Below are 16721 nucleotides of genomic sequence, written 5' to 3'. Positions count from 1 at the left end.
TAAGCCTGCGAGCTTGCGGCTACAATGCGCGGCATTCGCTGCGGCCGGTCCTACAGACCGGGTAGCTGCAACGCTGCCAGCCGCCGTAGCCTCGCCACGCCCGGAAGGAGAAACCCATGGGACAGCGTACGCCTCTTTATGACCTGCACTTGGCCCTTGGCGCCAAGATGGTCGATTTTGGCGGTTGGGATATGCCCCTGCATTATGGTTCGCAAGTCGAGGAGCACCATCAGGTGCGCCAGGCCTGCGGCGTATTCGATGTATCCCATATGACCGTGATCGATGTTCGCGGTGCCCAGGCCGGCGTCTGGCTGCAGCATGTGTTGGCCAACGATGTCGATCGTCTGAATGCCACCGGCAAGGCCCTGTACAGCACCATGCTCAACGAGCAGGGCGGGGTTATCGATGACATGATCGTCTACCGCTGCGACGACGGTTACCGGCTGGTGGTCAACGCCTCGACCCGCGACAAGGACCTGGCCTGGCTGCAGGCACGGATGATCGGTTTCGAGGTCGAGCTGAGCGAGCGCCCGGAGCTGGCCATCCTGGCCATCCAGGGCCCGCAAGCACGGGAAAAGGTCGCTGAACTGGTGACCGCCGCTCGCGCCGCGCTGATCCGTGAACTCAAGCCCTTCGAAGGCCTGGCCGACGGTGACTGGTTCATCGCCCGCACCGGTTACACCGGTGAGGATGGCCTGGAAATCATCTTCCCGGCGCTACAGGCCCCGGCGTTCTTCAACGACCTGGTCGGCGCCGGCATCGCCCCGAGCGGTCTCGGCGCGCGCGACACCCTGCGCCTGGAAGCGGGGATGAACCTGTATGGCCAAGACATCGACGAAGCCCACACGCCGCTGACCTCGAACCTGGGCTGGAGCATCGCCTGGGAGCCGGCTGAGCGTGATTTCATTGGTCGCAAAGGTTTGCTGAAAGAAATCGAGCATGGCGTCGAGCAGAAACTGGTCGGCCTGGTGCTCGAAGAACGCGGGGTTTTACGCGCGCACCAGGTGGTCCGCGTCGCCGGGATTGGCGAAGGGGAGATCACCAGTGGTAGTTTCTCTCCTACGCTGAGCAAATCCATTGCCCTGGCGCGGGTGCCGATGGCGACCGCCGATCGTGCCGAGGTAGAAATTCGTGGCAAGTGGTACCCGGTGCGGGTGGTCAAGCCGACCTTCGTGCGCCATGGCAAGATCCTGATCTGAACCTATTCTGGCGGGCCAACCGCTGACCCAATCGAGGACAACAATGATGAGCAATATCCCCGCCGACCTGCGTTTTGCCGAAAGCCACGAGTGGGCCCGGCTGGAAGCCGATGGCACCGTGACTGTCGGGATCAGCGACCATGCCCAGGAAGCCCTGGGTGACGTGGTGTTCGTCGAGCTGGCGGAAATTGGCAAGGTCTTCGCTGCCGGCGATGCGGCGGGCGTGGTCGAGTCGGTCAAGGCCGCTTCGGACATCTACGCACCGGTCAGCGGTGAAGTGATCGCAGTCAACGAGGCGCTGGCCGACAGCCCCGAGTCGCTCAACTCCGCGCCCTATGACAGCTGGATCTTCAAGCTCAAGCCAAGCGACAAGGCCGAGCTGGACAAACTGCTCGACGCCGCCGGTTACAAAGCCGCCATCGGCGAATAGTTTCACGCAAGCGGCAATCTCTTCCTAGACTCAATATGCCTCCAGCGCCCGAGGCTTGGTCGAGGAAGAGAGAGCCGCTATGTCCCAGTCGCCGTCCCTGAGCCAACTGCAAGACCGCAATCCTTTCCTGCGTCGCCACCTGGGGCCCGATGCCTCGGAGCAGCAGGCCATGCTCGCCACCCTCGGGGTTGGCAGCCGCCGCGAGCTGATCGAACAGACCGTGCCGCCGGGCATCCGTCTGAACCGGCCGCTGGAGCTTCCTGATGCCCTCGATGAGCAGGCCGCCCTGGCCAGGCTCAAGGGGTATGCCGAGCAGAACCAGGTGTGGACCAGCCTGATCGGCATGGGCTACCACGGTACCGTCACCCCCACTGTCATTTTGCGTAACGTCCTGGAAAACCCGGGCTGGTACACCGCCTATACCCCGTATCAACCGGAAATTGCCCAGGGCCGCTTGGAAGCCTTGCTCAATTTCCAGCAGATGATCATCGACCTCACCGGCCTTGACCTGGCGAACGCCTCGTTACTCGACGAAGCCACCGCTGCGGCGGAAGCCATGGCCCTGGCCAAGCGCGTGGCCAAGTCGAGAAGCAATGTGTTCTTCGCTGATGAACACTGCCACCCGCAAACCCTCTCGGTGCTGCAGACCCGTGCCGAGGGCTTCGGTTTTGAGCTGGTCATCGACGCTGTGGATAACCTCGCCAAGTACCAGGTATTCGGGGCTCTGCTGCAGTACCCCGACACCCATGGCGAAGTGCGCGACCTGCGCCCGCTGGTGACGCAGTTGCATGCCCAGCAGGCGCTGGCTTGCGTAGCGGCCGACCTGCTCAGCCTGGTGATGCTGATGCCGCCGGGCGAGCAGGGCGCCGACGTGGTGCTCGGCTCGTCCCAGCGTTTTGGCGTGCCCATGGGCTTTGGTGGCCCGCATGCGGCGTATTTTGCCTGTCGGGACGAGTTCAAGCGGGCCATGCCCGGGCGCATCATTGGCGTGTCCAAGGATGCCCGCGGCAACACTGCGCTGCGCATGGCCTTGCAGACCCGTGAGCAACACATTCGCCGCGAGAAGGCCAACTCCAACATCTGCACCGCCCAGGTACTGCTGGCCAACATCGCTGCGTTCTATGCGGTGTACCACGGCCCGGAAGGCTTGCAACGCATTGCCCAGCGCGTGCATGCGCTGACCTTCGTCCTCGCTGCGGGCCTGGAGAGCAAGGGCATCAAGCGGCTCAACGAACACTTCTTCGACACCCTGACCCTGGACGTCGGCGGTAGCCAGACGGCAATCATCGAAAGCGCCGAGGCGGCGCAGATCAACCTGCGGATTCTCGGCCGTGGGCAACTGGGCGTGAGCCTCGACGAGACCTGCGATGAAAGCACAGTCATGCGCCTGTTCGATATCTTCCTCGGTGCCGACCATGGCCTGGATATCGCCGCACTGGATGCCCTGGCGCAGCCTGAAGGCATTCCGCCGGCGCTGGTGCGGCGCTCGGCCTTTCTCAGCCACCCGGTATTCAACCTGCACCACAGCGAAACCGAGATGCTGCGTTACCTCAAGCAGCTGGAGAACAAGGACCTGGCGCTGAACCAGTCGATGATCCCGCTGGGTTCGTGCACCATGAAACTTAATGCCAGCAGCGAGATGATTCCGATCACCTGGCCCGGTTTTGCCCTGCTGCACCCCTTTGCGCCGGCTGCACAGGTGCAGGGTTACAAGGCGATGATCGACGAACTGGAAAGCTGGTTGTGTGCGATCACCGGCTTCGATGCCATCTGCATGCAGCCCAACTCTGGCGCCCAGGGCGAGTACGCCGGGCTGATGGCAATCGCCAAGTATCACCGCAGCCGTCACCAGCCCCAGCGCGATATCTGCCTGATCCCGGCCTCGGCCCACGGCACCAACCCGGCCTCTGCACAGATGGCCGGCATGCAGGTGGTGATCGTCGAGTGCGACCAGGCCGGCAACGTCGACCTGGCCGACCTCAAGGCCAAGGCGCAAGCAGCCGGCGAGAAGCTGTCGTGCCTGATGGCCACCTATCCATCGACACACGGCGTGTACGAAGAGGGCATCAGCGAGATCTGCGAAGTTATCCACAAGCACGGCGGCCAGGTGTACATGGACGGTGCCAACCTCAATGCCCAGGTCGGCTTGGCGCGGCCAGCGGATATTGGTGCCGACGTGTCGCACATGAACCTGCACAAGACGTTCTGTATTCCCCATGGCGGCGGTGGCCCGGGCATGGGCCCGATTGGTCTGCGGGCGCACCTGGCGCCTTTTGTGGCCAGCCATCCGGTGGTCCCGCTGCCCGGCCCGGACCCGCAAAACACGGCGGTCAGCGCTGCGCCCTGGGGCAGCGCGAGCATCTTGCCGATCAGCTGGATGTACATCGCCATGATGGGCCCGCAACTGGCCGATGCCAGTGAGGTGGCGATACTGTCGGCCAACTACCTGGCCGAGCAGTTGGGCGGTGCCTTCCCGGTGCTTTATCGCGGCCGAAACGAGCGGGTGGCACATGAGTGCATTCTTGACCTGCGTCCGCTGAAAGCCCTGACCGGCATTTCCGAAGAGGATGTGGCCAAGCGTTTGATGGACTACGGCTTCCATGCACCGACCATGTCATTCCCGGTGCCGGGCACTTTGATGGTCGAACCGACCGAGAGCGAATCCAAGGCCGAACTGGATCGCTTTGTCGAGGCAATGCTGAGCATTCGTGCCGAGATCCGCGAAGTTCAGGAAGGTAACTGGCCGGCAGAAGATAATCCGCTCAAGCATGCGCCGCATACGCTTGAGGATGTGCTGGGCGTGTGGGAGCGGCCCTACAGCATTGCCCAGGGCGTGGCGCCCAGTGCCCATGCGCGGATGCACAAGTACTGGCCGGCGGTGAACCGGGTCGACAACGTGTATGGCGACCGGAATCTGTTCTGTGCCTGTGTGCCGGTGGATGATTACCGCTGAGGCTTTGGTAGGAGGTGGGAGCGGATTCATCCGCTCCCACAGTTTACTCGCTGGCTACCGCGTTCTTGGCCAGGATCGCATTGGCCAGTTCCATGTCACTGACTTTCAGGCCCGGGTTGTCGGCGCGGACTTTCTGCATCGCCGCTTCCAGGTACGGGCCGCGAATCGCGCCTTCGCTGGCGACAAAGCTGCCGGCATCATCCTGGGCAGCCACGACCAGCTTGTGGTCCTTGGAGGTCAGGTAAGAGGACGCGGTGGTGGCGCCGGAAGAGATGACGTTGCGCCAGAAGGTATCGGCCATGGCAGATCCAACCGGCAGGGAGAGCAGGGCAAGGGTTGCGACTGCAAACTTGAAACGCATTAAGGTGACTCCAACTGAGGTGAACTGGGGCCTTTGATTGGGTTTATGTGGATCTAGTTCCCTGGCCAGATAAAGGTTTGGCACCTGCTTCAAGCGATGACGCGAAGCACTTCGGCCTCGGTTGTCTGCCCTGCGGCAACCTTCTCGGCGCCGCTGTGCTTGAGGCTGAGCATGCCCTCATCAAGCGCCAGTCGGCGCAAGGCGAGCAGATCGAGGTCGGGCTCGATTCGAGCTTTGAGTGCATCACTGATGCCCAGCAGTTCGAAGATCGCACTGCGACCGTGATACCCGGTCTGCCGGCATTCACCACAGCCCACCGCTTGATGGCTGTGCATCGGCGCTGTTGGCGCGGCCTTGCAATGGTCACACAGGGTGCGTACCAGGCGCTGGGCCATGACCCCGATCAGGCTGGCTTTAAGCAGATAGGGCGCAATGCCCAGTTCCAGCAAGCGGGTGATAGCGCTGCAGGCATCGTTGGTGTGCAGGGTCGAGAGCACCAGGTGCCCGGTCAGGGCGGCCTGGATCGCCACTTCAGCGGTTTCCAGGTCGCGTATCTCGCCGATCATGATGACATCCGGATCCTGGCGCAGCAGCGCCCGGGTACCGGCGGCAAAGTCCAGGTTGATGGCCGGTTGTACTTGTAGTTGGTTGAACGTGGGTTCAACCATTTCGATCGGGTCTTCGACGGTACACAGGTTGATCTGCGGGGTGGCCAGGTGCTTGAGGCTGGCGTAAAGGGTGCTGGTCTTGCCCGAGCCGGTGGGCCCGGTGACCAGGATGATGCCGTGGCGCTGGCCGAGCATGGCCAGCCAGCGCTTGAGGTCGGCTGCGCCGAGGCCCAGTTGGGCAAAGTCCTGGTGCAGCAGCTGCGGGTCGAAGACTCTCAACACCAGCTTTTCGCCAAACGTGGTGGGCAGGGTCGACAGCCGTAGCTCGACCTCCTCGCCATCGGGCAGGCGGGTTTTGATCCGGCCATCCTGGGGGCGGCGTTTTTCCGCGACATTCATGCGCCCCAGGCTTTTCAGGCGGCTGACCACCGCCAGGGTCACCGGCGCCGGGAACTGGTAGACCGGGTGCAGCATGCCGTCGATGCGAAAACGCAACTGGCCCTGTTCACGTCGCGGTTCGAGGTGGATATCGCTGGCGCGCTGTTCGAAGGCGTACTGCAACAGCCAGTCAACGATGCTGACGATATGCGCATCGTTGGCTTGAACCTCGTTGGCGCGGCTGCCGACTTCAAGCAATTGTTCAAGATTGCCCGCCGCGATCGGTACCGACTGTTGCTGACTGGCGCCGCTGACCGATTGGGCGACCTGGAAGAACGTCTGGCTGAGCTGGCGGATCTGCACGGGGCTGGCCAGCACCCGCTTGATCGGCCGTTGCAGCGCCTGGGCCAGGTCCGCCTCCCAGGCGCGGACATAGGGCTGCGCGCTGGCCACGGTGACACCGCTGGCATCGGCGGCCACCGCGAGGATGCCGTGACGCCTGGCGAAGGCCGCGGACATCAGGCCGGTGAGCCGGGCAAGGTCGGTCTCCAGGGGATCGATACGCAGGTAAGGCTGGCCAGCCTGCTTTGCCTGCCACTGGCACAAGGCGTCCAGGTCCAGGCATTGGCCGGGATTGCGCAGGTCGGCAAGCTGCTGGCTGGCGATCCATTCGAGCGGGTGCTGGTCGTGCTGCAGCGGTGTGCAGTTGCTGCGATCGACCGCGCTGATGCGTTGTTCGGCGAGCAACTCGGCAAGCAAGGTGTCGAGGTCAAGCCAGCGATCTTCATTGGGGTTGGTCATGCGGGCTTCCTTGCCGCGCCGCCGACAGTGGTGGCCTGAGCAAGGTTAGCCGCTGAGCTGAGCCTTTCGCGAGAACAAGGGTTACCAGGCTTTACCGGGCTGGCTCAACTGCACCTCGGTTACGCAGATCAGGTTGCGCATTTTTTGTGCAATCAGCTCGGCGCGGTGCCAGCTCAGGCCGCTGATGCCGATCTCGACACTGAGCAGGTCATCCTGTTGCTCGACATTCAGCCGATGCGGCACCAGGAACTGCAGGGCAAACAGGTTGAGCACCCGGCACAGGCTGTCGGGCTCGGCCTCTACCTGCAGTTGGTAGCAGACATCACTGTGCGCGTTGCTGGCGGCCCAGACATCGGTGCGCAAGGGTGTGAGGGGGCTGTCCAGCCGTTCGAGAGCGCTCATGGGATTCTCCGAAGAAAGTGGAGAAATTTTTACATGCAGGTCAGGGTATTTCTTCTCTATGATCGTGCAATATTGCCACTTATTGAATAATTCAATTCGTAGCTATCCATTTTGGAGAAATAATCATGCATAGCGAGTTGGACGCCTATGACCGGCGCATCCTGGCCTTGTTGCAGGACGACGCCTCGCTCTCCAGTGCGCAGATCGCCGAGCGCGTGGGCTTGTCGCAATCGCCTTGCTGGCGGCGCATCCAGCGCTTGAAAGAGGAGGGGGTGATTCGCGCCCAAGTGACCCTGCTGGATCGCAAGAAGATCGGCTTGAACACGCAGATTTTCGCCGAGGTCAAACTCAACGCCCACGGGCGCTCCAACTTCACCGAGTTCACCGAGGCGATCCGCGGCTTTCCGGAAGTGCTGGAGTGTTATGTACTGATGGGCGCAGTGGACTTTCTGCTGCGTATTGTCACCCCGGACATCGAAGCCTACGAACGGTTCTTCTTCGAAAAGCTGTCGATGGTGCCGGGGATCCAGGAGGTCAACTCGACCGTGGCCTTGTCCGAAATCAAGTCCACGACGAGTCTGCCGGTACTGCCTTGAGCCTTACTTGCGCAGCAGGTGCTTCCAGCCACGGCTCTGGAACACGGCCATGGCCTGGTGGACGCGGGCTTCGAGCACTTCGTCGCTGATTGGCAGGTTGGCCAGTTCGTGCAACTTGTTCAGCTCGCCGAACAGGCGGTCCAGATCCGGGCTCTCCAGCACCTGGCGGGCGTGGTGCAGCCATGCCAGCAGGCGTTCGATGCGCGGCAGCTGCTCGGCCAGGTCTTCCGGCTGGCGATGGTACAGCGGCAGGTTCAGGGCCTTGGCTTCTTCGGCCAGCAGCACGTTCAGCCAGTTGGCCAGTTGTGCGGCGCCCTGGCGGTCGCCGCGCTTGTTGCGCTCGACGGTCCAGGCGCGGGCCAGCAGCCAGCGCGAGGTCTCCAGAGAGAACTGGCCCCAGCGGGTATCCAGCAACTCTTCGGCGAATTGCTCGGGTGCGGCACGGCGTACGTCTTCATCGTCAATACCGGCCAATACCAGCGGGCGCCAGTCTTCGAGCAGGGCGTCGAGGCTGTTGCGCAGCTCGCGGGTGCTGGCGCGTGGGCCGGCCTGGCCGAGGCTGCTGGCCAGGGCGCGCAGTTCCCAGAGGTTGTCGACCCAGTCCTGCAGCAGGCGCCAGTGGCCGTTGAAACGGTACTGTTCGGCCAGGCGCTGGCTGCTGCCGAGCAACTGCCAGGCCAGTGCGGCGAAGGCGTCGTCGAGGGACATCTGGGCGTTCAGTTCGGCGGCCGGCAGGCTCAGGGCGTAGCTGCCGGCGTCGAGCAGGCGATAACCGCGCTCGGCCTTGCTGATGTCACACGGCATCAGCGGCAACTTGGCCGACAGCTCGGCGGCCAGCTCCAGCAGGGCTTCGGGGGCGCCTTCGCGCAACTCGAGCTCCAGCTCGCAGATTTCTTCCTTGTGCTTGCCGGCAACCACGGTGCCGAGGTCCAGTGCGGCCTCGATCACCACCTTGGCCTTGCCGCGGCCCCAGGCGATTTCTGCGTATTCACGGGTGAAGTCAGTGGTGAACAGCGCCTTGATGGTTTTTTTGTCGACATCGGCCAGTTGCTCCGGCCAGCACTCGGCGTCGAGTTTTTTCAGGTCGAGCTTGGCCTTGGGCAACTGCCATTCGAACTCGTTGCGCTGGGACAGGCCGGCGACGCTCTGGCCGCGGGTCTTGAGGGTCTGGATGACCACATCGCCGTCGCGGCGCAGGCGCAGGGCAACCTTGGCGGCGGCCAGGTCGCGCTCCGGGGTATCGAAGTACTGGTTGAGCAGTTCGCGGCTTTGCCACCCGGACTTGTTGCGCTTGTTCAGCAATGGGTGTTCACGCAGGGCGGCGAGGGTCTCGCGGCTGACCCGCAGTTTGATTTCGGTTTCTTTATGCATTGCTGGGTAATCCAGGCTCGAATGACAGGGAGCGTCTTGGGGGTGCAGTGTACAGGAGTCGGCTCACGGCGGTTTATTCCCGGTGCCGGATGGCCCTATGATGAGCTTCGCCCAAGGAGAAAGCGCATGCCATTGCCATCGCTCAAAGAGCAGTTCGCCGCCCTGATCGCCGCGCCGTCGGTCAGTTGTACCCAGCCTGCTCTGGATCAGTCCAACCGCGCGGTGATCGACCTGCTGGCCGGCTGGCTGGGGGACCTGGGTTTTGCCTGCGACATTCAGCAGGTGAACCCGGGCAAGTTCAACCTGCTGGCAAGCTATGGCAGCGGCCCGGGCGGCCTGGTGCTGGCTGGGCACAGCGACACGGTGCCGTACGACCCCGAGCTGTGGCAGACCGACCCGCTCAAGCTGACCGAGGTCGACGGCCGCTGGGTAGGCTTGGGCAGTTGCGACATGAAGGGCTTTTTTGCCCTGGTCATCGAAGCCGTGCAGCCATTGCTTGCCCATGACTTCAAGCAACCGCTGCTGATTCTCGCCACCTGCGACGAAGAAAGCTCGATGGCCGGCGCCCGTGCCCTGGCCGAGGCCGGGCGGCCCCTGGGCCGTGCGGCCGTGATCGGTGAGCCGACCGGGCTCAAGCCGATCCGCCTGCACAAAGGGGTGATGATGGAGCGCATCGACATTCTCGGGCGCAGTGGCCACTCGTCCGACCCGAGCCTGGGCCATAGCGCCCTGGAGGCCATGCACCAGGTCATGAGCGAGCTGATGAACCTGCGCCGGCAATGGCAGAAGGCATTCAACAACGCCCAGTTCAGCGTGCCGCAGCCGACGATGAACTTCGGCTGTATTCATGGCGGCGACAACCCCAACCGCATCTGTGGCCAGTGCGCCCTGGAATTCGACCTGCGCCCGCTGCCGGGTATGGACCCGGAGGTGCTGCGCAGTGCCATTCGGCAAAAACTGGCGCCACTGGCCGAGCAGCACCAGGTGCGCATCGACTATGCGCCGCTGTTCCCCGAAGTGCCGCCGTTCGAGCAGGCCGCCGATGCGGAACTGGTACGGGTAGCCGAACGTCTTACCGGTCATCGCGCCGAAGCGGTAGCCTTTGGCACCGAAGCGCCTTATCTTCAGCGCCTGGGTTGCGAGACCCTGGTGCTCGGCCCCGGTGACATCGCCTGTGCCCACCAGCCGGGTGAATACCTTGAAATGTCACGCTTGCAGCCTACTGTGCGTCTATTGCGTGAGTTGATCGAACATTATTGCCTCAGCCCGGTAATTGCCCGCTGAGTTGAACCGTTTTGCAGAGGAGATTGCGCGTGACGCCAAGCCTGTTCCGACGATAACCCTTCGAGCGCTGTGTGCTTTCCCGTTCTTGTCCCTATTTTCTACAGGCTCTCCGGTTATGCCCGAATACGTCAATTGGCTGCGTCACGCTTCGCCTTACATCAACGCCCACCGCGACTGCACGTTCGTGGTCATGCTCCCCGGTGACGGGGTCGAGCACCCCAACTTCGGCAATATCGTCCACGACCTGGTGCTGTTGCACAGCCTTGGCGTACGCCTGGTGCTGGTCCATGGTTCGCGTCCGCAGATCGAAAGCCGCCTGGCCTCCCGTGGCCTGACCCCGCACTACCACCGCGGCATGCGCATCACCGATGCCGCCACCCTGGAATGCGTGATCGATGCCGTCGGCCACCTGCGCATCGCCATCGAGGCGCGCCTGTCGATGGACATGGCCGCCTCGCCGATGCAGGGTTCGCGCCTGCGCGTGGCCGCTGGCAACCTGGTCACCGCACGGCCGATCGGCGTGGTCGAAGGTGTTGATTACCATCACACCGGCGAAGTGCGCCGGGTCGACCGCAAGGGCATCAACCGTCTGCTCGACGAGCGCTCCATCGTCCTGCTCTCGCCGTTGGGGTACTCGCCTACCGGCGAAATCTTCAACCTGGCCTGTGAAGACGTCGCCACCCGCGCCGCCATCGAACTGGGTGCCGACAAGCTGCTGCTGTTCGGCGCCGAGCGCGGCCTGCTTGATGAACAGGGCCGGCTGGTGCGTGAGCTGCGTCCACAACAGGTGCCGGCGCACCTGCAGCGGTTGGGCAGCGATTACCAGGGCGAGTTGCTCGATGCCGCCGCCGAAGCCTGCCGTGGTGGTGTGGCGCGCAGCCATATCGTCAGCTATGGCGAAGACGGTGCCTTGCTCACCGAGTTGTTCACCCGTGATGGCGGCGGCACCCTGGTGGCTCAGGAGCAGTTTGAAAAGGTGCGTGAGGCGGCGATCGAGGATGTCGGTGGCTTGCTCGAGCTGATCAGCCCGCTCGAAGAGCAAGGCATCCTCGTGCGTCGCTCGCGCGAGGTGCTGGAGCGCGAGATCGAGCAGTTCAGCGTGGTCGAGCGCGAAGGCATGATCATCGCCTGTGCGGCGCTGTACCCGATTGCCGATTCTGAGGCGGGCGAACTGGCGTGCCTGGCGGTGAACCCTGAGTATCGCCATGGTGGGCGTGGTGATGAGTTGCTGGAACGGATCGAGACGCGGGCGCGGGAGATGGGGCTCAACACCCTGTTCGTGCTGACGACCCGGACGGCACACTGGTTCCGCGAGCGCGGCTTTGTGCCCAGTGGGGTCGAGCGGCTGCCGGCGGCGCGGGCCTCGCTGTACAACTATCAGCGTAACTCGAAGATCTTCGAAAAAGCGCTGTAGCCTTTGGGGCTGCCTTGCGGCCCATCGCTGGCAAGCCAGCTCCCACAGGTCCGGTGTACACAGCACTTGTGGGAGCTGGCTTGCCAGCGATGAGGCCATAAAAAACGCCGTCGACTCAGGGGCCGACGGCGTTTTTCATTCCAGCATCCAACCGCTGTTACACGGTATGCAGATACCAGTTGTACTCAAGGTCGGAGATGGAGTGTTCGAACTCCTCCAGCTCGCTCTCTTTACAGGCCACGAAGATATCGATGTATTTCGGGTCGATGTACTTGGCCAGAATCTCGCTGTCGTCCAGCTCGCGCAGTGCATCACGCAGGTTGTTCGGCAGGCTTTGTTCGTTCTGCTCGTAGGAGTTGCCTTCGGTCGGCTCGCCCGGGTCGACCTTGTTGGTCAGGCCATGGTGAACACCGGCCAGCACGGCGGCCATCAGCAGGTACGGGTTGGCGTCGGCACCGGCTACGCGGTGTTCGATGCGCACGGCGTCCGGCGTGCCGGTTGGCACGCGCAGGGCCACGGTACGGTTGTCCAGGCCCCAGCTTGGCGAATTCGGCACGTAGAACTGGGCACCGAAACGGCGGTACGAGTTGACGTTCGGGCAGAGGAACGCCATCGACGCCGGTAGGGTCTCGAGCACACCGCCGATCGCGTGACGCAGTGCGGCGTTCTGCTCGGGATCCTCGCTGGTGAAGATGTTCTTGCCATCTTTGTCCAGCACCGAGATATGGACATGCAGACCATTACCCGCCTGGCCCGGATAGGGCTTGGCCATGAAGGTGGTATCCATCTCATGGTCGTAGGCGATGTTTTTGATCAGGCGCTTGAGCAGTACCGCGTAGTCGCAGGCCTTCATCGGGTCGGCAACGTGGTGCAGGTTGACTTCGAACTGCGCCGGGGCGCTTTCCTTGACGATGGCGTCGGCAGGAATGCCTTGTTCCTTGGCGCCTTCGAGGATGTCCTGCAGGCAATCGACGTACTCGTCGAGGTCGTCGATCAGGTACACCTGGGTCGAGATCGGGCGTTTGCCGGAAATCGGCGAGCGCGGCGGTTGCGGACGGCCGTTCACGTTCTCCTGGTCGATCAGGTAGAACTCAAGCTCGAACGCGGCGCAGATGGTCAGGCCCAGCTCGTCGAACTTGCTCACGACCTGGCGCAGGACTTCCCGCGGGTCAGCGAAGAACGGTTGGCCTTCGAGCTCGTGCATGGTCATCAGCAGTTGCGCGGTCGGGCGCTTCTGCCAGGGCTCGTTGGACAGGGTATCGGGGATTGGATAGCAGATGCGGTCGGCATCGCCGATGTCCAGGCCAAGGCCGGTGCTTTCGACGGTCGAACCGTTGATATCCAGGGCGAAAAGGGAGGCCGGCAGATTGATGCCTTTCTCGTAAACCTTGTGGAGGCTGGTGCGCTCGATGCGCTTGCCGCGCACCACACCATTCATATCTGCAATCAGAAGGTCAACGTAGAGAACCTCAGGATGTTCCTTAAGGAACGCGTTCGCTTCGTTAAGCTGAACGGCACGCGGGGGTACCGACATGATGCAACACCTTTGTTGTTAAAAATATCAATCAATGGGGGCTTGCAGGTTCAGTCAATCGGAAAGCCTTGCTGAAGTCAAGCCAACCCCATGATGCCCTAAAATGGCCCTCAAGCGGCATTTTTGCTGCAATTGGGGGCGCCGACAAGGGCTGCTTTCGTACGGTAACGGCGATCTTGAGCGGGCCGTGTTCTATTTTTTACGGGGGTGTTGTGTAAAAAAATGAACAAGGCTAAGCTCGGTGGCAACCCATAACACCAATAATACCGGGGGTTACATGTCACGCCTGCCGACAACCGGCATCATCGCCCGCCGTTCACAGAACGGTTTGCACGCGTTCCTCGCGGGTGGCTTGCGCCATGCGCTAGCACCTTGCGCCCCGGCTGAAATAATTGACGGCCCGGGCGTCCTGCCTGCTGCCGACGCTGCTTCGAATTACCTCTGCCATCACTATAGCGGGCTCGTCAGCCTTGCGGGAACTGCCCGTCGCGGCCACCCTGCGTCTGACTTTTGCTTTAGCCCCGTAGGGCATCCAGAATGTCTGGGACGGCCCACTCCGGGTATCGTCCTGACGTCTGTCCAGACATTTACCTCCTGAGGTATTTATGAGTAGCAACCTCGACCAGCTCACCGATTGGTTGAAAGAACACAAGATCACCGAAGTCGAGTGTCTGATCAGCGACCTCACCGGTATCACCCGTGGCAAGATCTCGCCGACCAACAAGTTCATCGCCGAAAAAGGCATGCGCCTGCCCGAGAGCGTGCTGCTGCAGACCGTGACCGGCGACTATGTCGATGACGACATCTATTACGAACTACTCGACCCGGCTGACATCGACATGATCTGCCGCCCCGACGAGAACGCGGTGTTTCTCGTACCTTGGGCCATCGAGCCGACCGCCCAGGTGATCCACGACACCTACGACAAGCAGGGCAACCCGGTCGAGCTGTCGCCACGCAACGTGCTCAAGAAGGTATTGAAGCTCTATGCCGACAAGGGCTGGCAGCCGATCGTGGCGCCAGAGATGGAGTTCTACCTGACCAAGCGCTGCGAAGACCCGGACTTCCCCCTGCAGCCGCCAATCGGCCGCTCCGGGCGCCCGGAAACCGGCCGGCAGTCGTTCTCTATTGAAGCCGCCAACGAATTCGATCCGCTGTTCGAGGACGTCTACGACTGGTGCGAGCTGCAGAACCTTGATCTCGACACGCTGATCCACGAAGACGGCACGGCGCAGATGGAGATCAACTTCCGTCACGGCAACGCCCTGTCGCTGGCCGACCAGATCCTGGTGTTCAAGCGCACCATGCGCGAGGCTGCGCTCAAGCACAACGTTGCTGCCACCTTCATGGCCAAGCCGATGACCGGCGAACCGGGCAGCGCCATGCACCTGCACCAGAGCATCATCGACGTGCGTACCGGCAAGAACATCTTCTCGGACGAAGACGGGAGCATGAGCGAGCTGTTCCTCAACCACGTCGGCGGCCTGCAGAAGTTCATTCCGGTGGTGTTGCCGTTGTTCGCACCGAACGTCAACTCGTTCCGCCGCTTCCTGCCCGACACCTCGGCACCCGTGAACGTCGAGTGGGGCGAAGAGAACCGTACCGTGGGCCTGCGCGTACCGGATGCCGGGCCGCAGAATCGCCGGGTCGAAAACCGCCTGCCAGGCGCCGACGCCAACCCGTACCTGGCGATCGCCGCCAGCCTGCTGTGCGGCTTCATCGGCATGGTCGAAGGCATCAAGCCAAGTGCGCCGGTGCAGGGGCGTGGCTATGAGCGGCGCAACCTGCGCCTGCCGCTGACCATCGAGGACGCCCTGGAGCGCATGGAGAACTGCCAGGCGCTGGAACCTTACCTGGGCAAGAAATTCATTGCCGGCTACGTCGCCACCAAGCGCGCCGAGCATGAAAACTTCAAACGCGTAATCAGCTCCTGGGAACGTGAGTTCCTGCTGTTTGCGGTCTGATCAACCCGGAGCCGCAGGACCGCGGCCGTCAACAAACGGAGAAGCACATGAGCGTCAACAACCCGCAAACCCGTGAGTGGCAAACCCTTAGCAGTGAGCATCACCTGGCGCCTTTCAGTGACTATAAACAGCTGAAAGAGAAGGGGCCGCGGATCATCACCAAAGCCGAGGGCGTGCACCTGTGGGACAGCGAGGGCAACAAGATCCTCGATGGCATGGCGGGCCTGTGGTGTGTGGCGGTCGGTTACGGCCGTGAAGAGCTGGTTGAAGTGGCCGCCAAGCAAATGCGCGAGCTGCCGTACTACAACCTGTTCTTCCAGACTGCCCACCCACCGGCACTGGAGCTGGCCAAAGCCGTCTGCGACGTCGCGCCCAAGGGCATGACCCATGTGTTCTTCACCGGTTCCGGTTCTGAAGGCAACGACACCAACTTGCGCATGGTCCGCCACTACTGGGCGCTCAAGGGCAAGCCGCAGAAACAGGTGATCATTGGCCGCATCAACGGTTATCACGGTTCCACCGTGGCCGGTGCCGCCCTGGGTGGCATGAGCGGCATGCATGCGCAGGCCGGGACGCTGCCGGGCATCGTGCATATCCCGCAGCCGTACTGGTTCGGCGAAGGCGGTGACATGACCCCGGACGAATTCGGCGTATGGGCCGCCGAGCAGCTGGAAAAGAAAATCCTCGAAGTCGGCGAAGACAACGTCGCCGCCTTTATCGCCGAGCCGATTCAGGGTGCCGGCGGGGTGATCATTCCGCCAGACACCTACTGGCCGAAGATCAAGGAAATCCTCGCCAAGTACGAGATCCTGTTCATTGCCGACGAAGTGATCTGTGGCTTTGGTCGCACCGGCGAGTGGTTCGGTTCCGATTACTACGACCTCAAGCCCGACCTGATGACCATCGCCAAGGGTCTTACCTCCGGTTACATCCCCATGGGCGGTGTGATCGTGCGTGACGAAGTGGCCAAGGTGCTCAGCGAAGGCGGCGACTTCAATCACGGCTTCACCTACTCCGGCCACCCGGTGGCGGCGGCGGTGGGCCTGGAAAACCTGCGGATCCTGCGCGACGAGAAGATCATCGAGCGGGTTCAGGAAGAAACGGCACCGTATTTGCAAAAGCGTCTGCGTGAGCTCAGCGATCACCCGCTGGTGGGCGAAGTGCGTGGCCTGGGCATGCTCGGTGCCATCGAGCTGGTCAAGGACAAGGCCACCCGTGCGCGTTACGAAGGCCGGGGTGTGGGCATGATCTGCCGACAGTTCTGCTTCGACAACGGGCTGATCATGCGCGCTGTGGGCGACACCATGATCATCGCGCCACCGCTGGTGATCAGTCATGCAGAGATCGACGAGCTGGTGGAAAAGGCGCGCAAATGCCTGGACCTGACGCTCGAAGCGCTGAACTAGCCAAGTGCTAGGCTAGCGTA

Annotated in this window: 13 protein-coding genes; 8 read left to right on the top strand and 5 right to left on the bottom strand. The window is 62.5% G+C overall.

Annotation, left to right across the window (positions count from 1 at the left end; all coding sequences use genetic code 11):
* The first annotated feature begins 116 nt into the window (after positions 1-116).
* The 3 genes from gcvT (at position 117) to gcvP (ending at position 4582) form a co-directional block, all read left to right on the top strand.
* Positions 117-1199 carry a glycine cleavage system aminomethyltransferase GcvT gene (gene gcvT / locus BV82_RS25855; protein WP_010221180.1) on the top strand — a complete coding sequence of 361 codons (1083 nt, stop codon included), beginning with the start codon at positions 117-119 and terminating at the stop codon, positions 1197-1199.
* A gap of 46 nt (positions 1200-1245) precedes the next feature.
* Positions 1246-1629: a glycine cleavage system protein GcvH gene (gene gcvH, locus BV82_RS25850; protein ID WP_010221181.1), complete on the top strand. Its 384-nt coding sequence runs from the start codon at positions 1246-1248 to the stop codon at positions 1627-1629.
* Positions 1630-1708: 79 nt separating this feature from the next.
* A complete protein-coding gene (gene gcvP, locus BV82_RS25845) occupies positions 1709-4582 on the top strand; it encodes an aminomethyl-transferring glycine dehydrogenase (RefSeq protein ID WP_010221182.1) in 2874 nt (957 codons plus the stop codon).
* Between the two features lie 43 nt (positions 4583-4625).
* Here the strand turns inward: gcvP and BV82_RS25840 are convergent, their stop codons facing one another.
* The 3 genes from BV82_RS25840 to BV82_RS25830 all read right to left on the bottom strand — a co-directional run bounded on the left by BV82_RS25840 (position 4626) and on the right by BV82_RS25830 (position 7132).
* Positions 4626-4943 carry a DUF2388 domain-containing protein gene (locus BV82_RS25840; RefSeq protein WP_036994901.1) on the bottom strand — a complete coding sequence of 106 codons (318 nt, stop codon included), beginning with the start codon at positions 4941-4943 and terminating at the stop codon, positions 4626-4628.
* 89 nt (positions 4944-5032) lie between these two features.
* Positions 5033-6730 (bottom strand): GspE/PulE family protein, encoded by a 1698-nt coding sequence (locus BV82_RS25835; protein WP_036994904.1) that lies wholly within the window; start codon positions 6728-6730, stop codon positions 5033-5035.
* Positions 6731-6811: 81 nt separating this feature from the next.
* On the bottom strand, positions 6812-7132 hold the full coding sequence (locus BV82_RS25830; RefSeq protein ID WP_051636746.1) for a hypothetical protein: 321 nt from the start codon (positions 7130-7132) through the stop codon (positions 6812-6814).
* A 125-nt stretch (positions 7133-7257) separates the two neighbouring features.
* Between BV82_RS25830 and BV82_RS25825 the strand changes: the two genes are divergently transcribed.
* On the top strand, positions 7258-7728 hold the full coding sequence (locus tag BV82_RS25825) for an Lrp/AsnC family transcriptional regulator (RefSeq protein WP_010221186.1): 471 nt from the start codon (positions 7258-7260) through the stop codon (positions 7726-7728).
* A 3-nt stretch (positions 7729-7731) separates the two neighbouring features.
* Here BV82_RS25825 and BV82_RS25820 read toward each other — a convergent pair whose 3' ends face one another.
* Positions 7732-9099, bottom strand: a complete 1368-nt coding sequence (locus BV82_RS25820) for a CYTH domain-containing protein (protein WP_010221187.1) — start codon at positions 9097-9099, stop codon at positions 7732-7734.
* A gap of 126 nt (positions 9100-9225) precedes the next feature.
* Here BV82_RS25820 and argE point away from each other — a divergent pair, with 126 nt between their 5' ends.
* Both argE and argA read left to right on the top strand, forming a co-directional pair.
* Positions 9226-10383, top strand: coding sequence for an acetylornithine deacetylase (argE, locus tag BV82_RS25815; protein ID WP_010221188.1), 1158 nt, complete (start codon positions 9226-9228; stop codon positions 10381-10383).
* A 115-nt stretch (positions 10384-10498) separates the two neighbouring features.
* On the top strand, positions 10499-11797 hold the full coding sequence (gene argA, locus BV82_RS25810; protein ID WP_036994906.1) for an amino-acid N-acetyltransferase: 1299 nt from the start codon (positions 10499-10501) through the stop codon (positions 11795-11797).
* 157 nt (positions 11798-11954) lie between these two features.
* Here the strand turns inward: argA and BV82_RS25805 are convergent, their stop codons facing one another.
* Positions 11955-13331, bottom strand: a complete 1377-nt coding sequence (locus BV82_RS25805; protein ID WP_010221191.1) for a glutamine synthetase family protein — start codon at positions 13329-13331, stop codon at positions 11955-11957.
* Between the two features lie 605 nt (positions 13332-13936).
* On the opposite strand from BV82_RS25805, the gene BV82_RS25800 reads away from it, so the two are divergent.
* Both BV82_RS25800 and BV82_RS25795 read left to right on the top strand, forming a co-directional pair.
* The gene (locus tag BV82_RS25800; RefSeq protein ID WP_010221192.1) at positions 13937-15295 is read left to right on the top strand and encodes a glutamine synthetase family protein; all 1359 of its coding nucleotides are present in this window, start codon (positions 13937-13939) and stop codon (positions 15293-15295) included.
* 47 nt (positions 15296-15342) lie between these two features.
* Positions 15343-16701 carry an aspartate aminotransferase family protein gene (locus tag BV82_RS25795; protein ID WP_010221193.1) on the top strand — a complete coding sequence of 453 codons (1359 nt, stop codon included), beginning with the start codon at positions 15343-15345 and terminating at the stop codon, positions 16699-16701.
* The last annotated feature ends 20 nt before the right edge of the window (positions 16702-16721 follow it).

It is taken from the genome of Pseudomonas donghuensis, from assembly GCF_000696345.2.
GTDB classification, from domain to species: domain Bacteria; phylum Pseudomonadota; class Gammaproteobacteria; order Pseudomonadales; family Pseudomonadaceae; genus Aquipseudomonas; species Aquipseudomonas donghuensis.
This window is presented reverse-complemented; position numbering and strand designations above follow the sequence as displayed.

What these genes read in the sequence shown, in the direction of transcription:
- gcvT (WP_010221180.1), top strand. Translation starts at nt 117, where the DNA reads ATGGGACAGCGTACGCCTCTTTATGACCTGCACTTGGCCCTTGGCGCC.
- gcvH (WP_010221181.1), top strand. Translation starts at nt 1,246, where the DNA reads ATGAGCAATATCCCCGCCGACCTGCGTTTTGCCGAAAGCCACGAGTGG.
- gcvP (WP_010221182.1), top strand. Translation starts at nt 1,709, where the DNA reads ATGTCCCAGTCGCCGTCCCTGAGCCAACTGCAAGACCGCAATCCTTTC.
- BV82_RS25840 (WP_036994901.1), bottom strand. Translation starts at nt 4,943, where the DNA reads ATGCGTTTCAAGTTTGCAGTCGCAACCCTTGCCCTGCTCTCCCTGCCG.
- BV82_RS25835 (WP_036994904.1), bottom strand. Translation starts at nt 6,730, where the DNA reads ATGACCAACCCCAATGAAGATCGCTGGCTTGACCTCGACACCTTGCTT.
- BV82_RS25830 (WP_051636746.1), bottom strand. Translation starts at nt 7,132, where the DNA reads ATGAGCGCTCTCGAACGGCTGGACAGCCCCCTCACACCCTTGCGCACC.
- BV82_RS25825 (WP_010221186.1), top strand. Translation starts at nt 7,258, where the DNA reads ATGCATAGCGAGTTGGACGCCTATGACCGGCGCATCCTGGCCTTGTTG.
- BV82_RS25820 (WP_010221187.1), bottom strand. Translation starts at nt 9,099, where the DNA reads ATGCATAAAGAAACCGAAATCAAACTGCGGGTCAGCCGCGAGACCCTC.
- argE (WP_010221188.1), top strand. Translation starts at nt 9,226, where the DNA reads ATGCCATTGCCATCGCTCAAAGAGCAGTTCGCCGCCCTGATCGCCGCG.
- argA (WP_036994906.1), top strand. Translation starts at nt 10,499, where the DNA reads ATGCCCGAATACGTCAATTGGCTGCGTCACGCTTCGCCTTACATCAAC.
- BV82_RS25805 (WP_010221191.1), bottom strand. Translation starts at nt 13,331, where the DNA reads ATGTCGGTACCCCCGCGTGCCGTTCAGCTTAACGAAGCGAACGCGTTC.
- BV82_RS25800 (WP_010221192.1), top strand. Translation starts at nt 13,937, where the DNA reads ATGAGTAGCAACCTCGACCAGCTCACCGATTGGTTGAAAGAACACAAG.
- BV82_RS25795 (WP_010221193.1), top strand. Translation starts at nt 15,343, where the DNA reads ATGAGCGTCAACAACCCGCAAACCCGTGAGTGGCAAACCCTTAGCAGT.